Here is a 7,096-nt window from a genome sequence, read left to right on the forward strand (position 1 = left end):
CAGCTTCGCCTGGCGGGGAGTGACTCGGGCAGTGGCGTGCCCGGGTGCTGGCTGAGGCCGGCGATCGGAGGGTAGATCGACCAAGGTCATCCGTTGCGCTTGACGGCCTGGCGGCCCGCTGTGACTATCCGCGTATTCATCTTGGCTACCAAGGTTCCACCATGTCTGGCTTGCTCGGCGGGTTGATTGAGGGAATTGTGGATTTCGTTACTGATATCTGGGTGCTGCGCAGGCAGCGCTCGGGCAGGAACAGGCCTGCAAACTCCTTGGGCAAGGACGCGGCGGATACCGCATTGTTCGATGTCTGGGCGTTGCTGCTGTCGATGTTGGCGTTTGTTTGTTTCGCGGTATTGTTCTTCGTGCTGAAGCTGCCTTTGTGGATCGGCTTGCTGCCGGTAGTAGCGGCGGTTGTCTACCTGGTCTATCGGTGGTTCGCACTGGTGCGAGCGCAGTGACAAGGGTTTTCGCCCGGTAAAGGAAGCGATTGACGATGATGGGTGGTAAACAGGCCGACGCGATTGCCCAGGCCCTGCTCGCGCCGCGGTTGGATGTTCTGGAGGCGCGTGAGCGCAGGCGTGCAGAGGAAGCCGCGCATCTTGCTCGCAAGCGTCGCGTGGCATGGTTTGCACTGGCAGGCTGGGGCGTCGGCGCGGTAATTGCATATGTTGCCGGGGAAGGCTTCGCGCTCGGCATCGTCTGGGGTGGGCTGGTGGGTTCCGCCATCGGTTGGCTTGCTACACGCAAGGCGGCTGCTTGAGACCGGTTTGATCGCCTTGTTGTAGCGACGCCTGCGCTCGTCGCAGGCCCGCGCAGCACGTGCCTGCGACCATTCGCCTGGCCGGGATGTGACCCACTTCGTTGTAGCCCGTCGCTGCTTGCGTAATATGCGCAAGGCCAGCCCGGCAAGCATCCGGAGTATCCCTGTGCCGCCACGCAAGCCCGTCTCCGTTTTGCCCGTGCTGCGCTCCGCTGCCTTCGCCGCGGTACTGATGGCGATAGCACCGGCCATCCATGCGCAGGCGCCCAACGCCAGCACGCCGGCTGAGCCCTCATTCAATGCCTTGCTTGATGCGCAGACGGTGGTGGCCATCAATGCCGATCCCGAGCTGCGCACCATGCTTGGCCTCAGCGGTGATGGCCTGGATAGCTTGTCCAGCCAGCTCACCGATGTCTCGCTACAGCAGCGTGAGGTCAATCGTCGCTTTTTGGCCGATAACCTTGCCGCGCTCAAGCACTGGAGCGGGGCACCGCTGGATCCTCAGCAGCGTTTGAGCGATGGATTGGCACGCTGGTTCTACCAGTCGCAGATCGATCTGATGGCGGTGCCGTGGGCCGCGGCGTGGGTGCCGATGGGCGGCAGCACCTATGCGGTGGACCAGTTGTTCAGCCTGCCGGTGATCCTGCCGCAGTTCATGGACAACCAGCATGTGGTCACCGATGAAGCCAGCGCCTTGAGTTACATCGCGCGGCTGCAGGCGATGGGCAACAAGCTCGATCAGATCCGCGCCAACCTCGATATGCAGGCCGGGCAGGGTGTGGTGGCACCGGAGGTGGCGCTGCAGGGCGCCGCGGATCAGTTCATCGCGCTGCTTACGCCTGCGCCGAAGGACAGCCTGTGGGTGAACTCGCTGCGGCGCAAGCTGGAAAAAGTGTCTGCGCTGCCGGCGCCGCGCCGTGAACAACTGATCGCACAGGCAACGGCTGCGGTGCAGAGTTCCGTCAATCCCGGTTACCAGCGTTTGCTTGCCGATGTGCAGGCGCTGCAGGCGCGGCATCTAGGCAACAAGGGTGTATGGGCGTTGCCGCAGGGCAAGGTCTATTACGACGCCGCGCTGCGCTGGTATACCAGTACTGATCTTGATGCCGATGCCATCCACCAGATCGGCCTGGATGAAGTGGCGCGGCTGGACAAGCAGATGGATGCACGCTTGATCGAACTTGGCCTGCGTGATGGCAGTGTCGCCGAGCGCATCCAGCAATTGCGTGAAGATCCACGCTATCGCTACGCCGACAGTGATGCTGGCCGTGAGCAGTTGCTGGGCGATATCCGCCAGCGCCTCGTGGATCTGGAGCCTATCCTGCCAACCTGGTTTGGGCGGGTGCCAACCCAGAAACTGGCGGTGGAACCGGTGCCCAAACACATGCAGAAGACCTCGCCGGGCGGTTATTACTATCCACCGGCGATTGATGGCTCACGGCCCGGCACCTTGTTCGTCAATCTGGGTGATATCGAGTCCAATACGCGCTGGAGCATCCCCACGTTCACCTACCACGAAGGTGCACCTGGCCATCACTTCCAGATATCCATCGGCCAGACCCTGACCGACCTGCCGATGCTGCGCCGCAGCCTCAACCCCAGTGCCTTCAGCGAAGGCTGGGCGCTGTATGCGGAGCAGCTGATGGCTGAAGCCGGTGTCTACAAGGACGACCCTGCCGGTGATCTTGGCCGGCTGCAGGCGGAGATGTTCCGCTCGGTGCGATTGGTGGTGGACACCGGCCTGCATCGCAAGCGTTGGACGCCGGAGCAGGCGGTGGCCTATATGCAGCAGACCACCGGCATGAATCCCGGCGATGTGCGTGTGGAGATCAACCGCTACCTGGTGCAACCGGGCCAGGCGTCGTCCTACAAAATGGGCCATCTGCGCTTGCTTGAGCTGCGCGAACATGCCCGCAAGGCGCTGGGCGACAAATTCGACATACGTGCCTTCCACGATCTGATCCTCGGCAACGGCGCGATGCCGATGACGGTGGTGACGCAAGCCGTGGATGCCTGGATTGCGGCCGGCGGCGGCGAGCCCAAGCGTTAGCAGTGAACGTAGTTGTTGTAGGCACACGCGACAGCGTGTCTTCCGTAGTGCCGAGCCATGCTCGGCAAGGGGCTTCCCATAGTGCTCAAGCGCAGCAACGCTCGGCTTTACCAACACTAGCAGGCACCCCCAGCGTCGAAGAACTGCAACGTCCGATCATGGCGAGCGTGAGCGCCTGCCAGCGTTGATGCTGTAGGCCCCTATCCAACGGACCGCAGCATGGCCGCCTTCGTTTTACACGCTCTTCGCCACACCTCATTCGAGGCGCTGTTCCAACTGGACGATGCGGCGCTTGCTGCGCGGCAGATGACGCGGGTGATTGCGACGGCAATCTCGGGCTTCCCGTGTCGGGTGAGCCTGGCCGATGCCGAGGTTGGCGAGGAACTGTTGTTGCTGTCGTATCAACATCAGCCAGCGGATTCACCGTATCGCGCCAGCGGCCCCATCTTTGTCCGCCGCGGCGTGCTCAGCGCGACGCCAGCGACAGACGAGGTGCCGGCACAAGTACGGCGCCGGCTGATGTCGCTGCGTGCCTATGACCGGGAGGATCGCATCATCTCAGCCGAGGTCTGCGACGGCTTGCATGTCGCCGATTGGCTGCAGCACGCGTTTGATGACGCGGGTGTGGCTTACGTGCACCTGCATTTTGCTAGGTATGGCTGCTATGCCTGCCGTGCCGACCGCGCCTGAAGCACCACCGGGCCATGGGCGGGCTGACCCCGCTGCTTGTGTGGCAAAGCGCAAGCCGGCAAACCATTGCCCACGGGTTTGGCTTCACAGCCTTGCCCTGCGTTGATTTCCGTCAAGGCAGCGCGGCAGCCAGTGGCGCATGGTTGGAACCCGGGCGAGGAGGTTGCCGTGATGGCGAAGCCATTTCCATTGAATCCAAAGCACCCCGAGCGGATCTGCTGGGGCTGCGATAAATATTGCGGGACCGATGCCTTGGCCTGCGGCAACGGCTCCGGGCGTACCCAGCATCCAGTCGAATCGCAGGGCGAAGATTGGTATCTGGCCTGGGGGATCGAACCGGATCCGCTCAGGCCGGGGCAGGCCAGCAAGCCGCAGCGCTGAGGGCCGGCACGCCTGCTGTGGCCAAACCGGTGTTTGCGCATAGACTGGCGCCAAGGATAAGGAGATTCCGCTATGAGCTATGGCGTTGGACAAGGTGTGGGTGGTTCGGACGAAGCGCAGCAAACCCGCTGTGCCTGTCTGCTGTTGCTGGATACATCGGCGGCGATGAGCGGGCAGCGTATTGATCAGCTCAATGCGGGCTTGATGCACTTCAAACAGGCGCTGTACGCCAATGCGCAGAGCGCGCAGCGTGTTGACGTGGGCATTGTCAGCTTCGGGCCGGTGCGCACGGTCACCGAGTTCGTATCGGCGGACCGGTTCTATCCGCCGTTCCTGGTCAGCTCGGCGGATACGCCGATTGGCGCTGCCATCGAGCAGGGCGTCGAGATGGTCCGCCAGCGCACGCAGTACTACCAGGCCAACGGGCTTGCTTACTACCGTCCGTGGGTATTCCTGATCACTGCCGGGGCACCCAGCGACAGCTGGCGCAATGCCGCCGAGCTTGTGCGGCAGGGCGAGGCCGACAAGGATTTCCAGTTCTTCGCGGTTGGCATGGAAGGTGCGGACATGGCAGCGCTGGGGCAGATCTCGGTACGCCCGCCACTGAAGTTGAAGGAAGCGAATTTCCGCGAACTTTTCGACTGGCTGTCCGCGAGCATGGATACGATTGCCCGCTCCAGCCCCGGTGATACGGTGCCCTTGATCAATCCGACAGCGGCGGGTGGTTGGGCGTCGGCCTGAGCTGCCCTCGGTTGTGGGAGCGGCGTCAGCCGCGAAGCCGGCAGCGCTGGGACCATAGCCATTAGAGCAATCTGATCTATTTCTTGCTTCGCGGCTGACGCCGCTCCCACAAATCGGGGGCGGGGACAGGGGTGTTGCCGAGCATGGCTCGGCACTACAGGCGGGTTTTTCTGAACGGTGGCTGTCGCTGGCGGGGTGGGGGGGAGGCTTGATCGCGGCGCCCACCGGCCCCATTACCGGTGAACAGTATTCCGGAGGCCGTATGGACCCCAGTCAGAACCCGAATGTTTTTCATGCCACCACCATCTGCTGCGTGCGTCGCGGCGAACACGTGGCGATTGCTGGCGACGGTCAGGTCACCCTGGGGCACACGGTGATGAAGGGCAATGCGCGCAAGGTGCGCCGGCTTGGCCGTGATGGCCAGGTGCTGGCGGGCTTTGCCGGTGCCGCCGCCGATGCCTTCACCCTGTTCGAACTGTTCGAGGCCAAACTCGAGAAGCACGGCCAGCTGACCCGTGCGGCGGTGGAGCTGGCCAAGGATTGGCGCACCGATCGCCGCTACGGCAAGCTCGAAGCGCTGCTGGCCGTTGCCGACCGGGAAACCTCGCTGATCATCAGCGGCACCGGCGACGTGATCGAGCCGGAAGACGGCATCATCGCGATTGGTTCTGGCGGCTCCTATGCGCTCAGCGCGGCGCGGGCCCTGCTCAAGCACACCGATCTGGATGCGCGCGGTGTCGCCACCGAGGCGATCAACATCGCCGGCGGCATCTGCATCTACACCAACACCAACGTAGTGGTGGAAGAGCTCTGAGCTCTTCGGCCATCAACTGCGAGCACCCCATGAACCATAAGATCGAAGTTTCTTCCGCCACCATGACCCCGCGCGAAATCGTGCAGGAGCTGGACCGCCACATCGTCGGCCAGCACGACGCCAAGCGCGCGGTCGCCATCGCGCTGCGCAACCGCTGGCGCCGCATGCAGCTGCCCACCGAGCTGCGCAACGAGGTGATGCCCAAGAACATCCTGATGATCGGCCCCACCGGCGTCGGCAAGACGGAGATCGCGCGCCGCCTGGCAACGCTGGCCAATGCACCCTTCGTCAAGGTCGAGGCCACGCGCTTCACCGAGGTCGGTTATGTCGGCAAGGACGTGGAACAGATCATCCGTGACCTGGCCGATACCGCGGTCAAGCTGTACCGCGAGCAGGCCAAGGTGCGCGTGCGCACGCAGGCCGAAGAAAAGGCCGAAGACCGCATTCTTGATGCCTTGCTGCCGCGTCGCAGCGTTGGTATTGGTTTCGACCCGGAAGCGGCACGTAACGAACCGTCGGCTGCCGATAACGAAACCCGTATCAAGTTCCGCCGCATGTTGCGTGCCGGCGAGCTGGACGAGCGCGAGATCGAGCTGGACGTTGCTGCCAACGTCAGCATGGACATCATGACCCCGCCGGGCATGGAGGAAATGGGCCAGCAGCTGAAGTCGATGTTCGCCAACCTCGGCAGCGCCAAGTCGAACAAGCGCACGCTGAGCATCAAGGCCGCACGCCCGCTGCTGATCGAGGAAGAGGCCGGCAAGCTGGTCAACGAAGACGACATCCGCACTGCCGCGATTGAAGCCTGCGAGCAGCACGGCATTGTGTTCATCGATGAGATCGACAAGGTGGCCAAGCGCAGCGATGCCGGTTCCTCCGGCGGCGATGTGTCGCGCGAAGGCGTGCAGCGCGATCTGCTGCCGCTGGTGGAAGGTTCCAACGTGTCCACCAAGTACGGCACGGTGAAGACCGATCACATTCTGTTTATCGCCTCCGGTGCGTTCCATCTGGCCAAGCCGAGTGATCTGATTCCGGAACTGCAGGGTCGCTTCCCGATCCGTGTCGAGTTGGGTGCACTGAGCAAGAATGATTTCGTGCGCATCCTGACCGAACCGAAGGCGGCGCTGACCAAGCAGTACGAAGCCTTGTTGGCGACCGAAGGCGTCAAGGTCAACTTCACCGCCGAGGCGGTGGATCGTTTGGCGGAGATTGCATTCCAGGTCAACGAGCGCCAGGAGAACATCGGCGCGCGTAGGTTGCACACCGTGCTGGAACGCCTGCTGGATTCGCTGAGCTACGAGGCACCGGATCGCGATGGCGACAGCATTGCGATCGACCCGGCGTATGTGGACAAGCACTTGGGTGAGCTGGTGAAGGACCCGGACCTGAGTCGCTATATTCTGTGATTGTTGGTTTGGGTTGGTGAGAAGCGGCGGCACTTTGGTGTCGCCGTTTTTTTTTGTCGCACCCACGCACGGGCAGTGCCGTAGCCAACACCGTAGCCCGGGTAAGCGCAGCGCACCCGGGGCCGTTGGTGCAGCGGCCTTTGGTAGTGCCGAGCCATGCTCGGCGGAGGCTCTACCGGGAAAGCCTCTGCCGAGCATGGCTCGGCACTACAGGTAGCGCGCTTTGCTGCAGCGTTTAGCCCTCCCTTTGCCGCAGG

General features: G+C 63.0%; 8 protein-coding genes. All 8 read left to right on the forward strand.

The annotated features are described in order from the left end of the window. The first annotated feature begins 161 nt into the window (after positions 1–161). The 8 genes from ABB27_RS13975 to hslU all read left to right on the forward strand — a co-directional run bounded on the left by ABB27_RS13975 (position 162) and on the right by hslU (position 6,839). Positions 162–455 (forward strand): hypothetical protein, encoded by a 294-nt coding sequence (locus tag ABB27_RS13975; RefSeq protein WP_161809658.1) that lies wholly within the window; start codon positions 162–164, stop codon positions 453–455. Between the two features lie 29 nt (positions 456–484). Next, positions 485–757 carry a hypothetical protein gene (locus tag ABB27_RS13980; RefSeq protein WP_425477546.1) on the forward strand — a complete coding sequence of 91 codons (273 nt, stop codon included), beginning with the start codon at positions 485–487 and terminating at the stop codon, positions 755–757. Between the two features lie 199 nt (positions 758–956). Then, positions 957–2,807, forward strand: coding sequence for a DUF885 domain-containing protein (locus ABB27_RS13985; RefSeq protein WP_161809659.1), 1,851 nt, complete (start codon positions 957–959; stop codon positions 2,805–2,807). Positions 2,808–3,026: 219 nt separating this feature from the next. Further along, positions 3,027–3,497, forward strand: a complete 471-nt coding sequence (locus tag ABB27_RS13990) for a DUF1203 domain-containing protein (RefSeq protein ID WP_057629397.1) — start codon at positions 3,027–3,029, stop codon at positions 3,495–3,497. A 102-nt stretch (positions 3,498–3,599) separates the two neighbouring features. Continuing rightward, on the forward strand, positions 3,600–3,878 hold the full coding sequence (locus tag ABB27_RS13995) for a DUF3079 domain-containing protein (protein ID WP_244479240.1): 279 nt from the start codon (positions 3,600–3,602) through the stop codon (positions 3,876–3,878). Between the two features lie 72 nt (positions 3,879–3,950). After that, complete coding sequence (locus tag ABB27_RS14000) at positions 3,951–4,619, forward strand: vWA domain-containing protein (protein ID WP_057629398.1); 669 nt, start codon at positions 3,951–3,953, stop codon at positions 4,617–4,619. Between the two features lie 262 nt (positions 4,620–4,881). Continuing rightward, positions 4,882–5,433: an ATP-dependent protease subunit HslV gene (gene hslV, locus ABB27_RS14005; RefSeq protein ID WP_055772387.1), complete on the forward strand. Its 552-nt coding sequence runs from the start codon at positions 4,882–4,884 to the stop codon at positions 5,431–5,433. Positions 5,434–5,462: 29 nt separating this feature from the next. Then, positions 5,463–6,839, forward strand: a complete 1,377-nt coding sequence (hslU, locus tag ABB27_RS14010) for an ATP-dependent protease ATPase subunit HslU (protein ID WP_057629399.1) — start codon at positions 5,463–5,465, stop codon at positions 6,837–6,839. Positions 6,840–7,096 lie beyond the last annotated feature (257 nt).

This window comes from Stenotrophomonas terrae, from assembly GCF_001431465.1.
Lineage (GTDB): Bacteria > Pseudomonadota > Gammaproteobacteria > Xanthomonadales > Xanthomonadaceae > Stenotrophomonas > Stenotrophomonas terrae.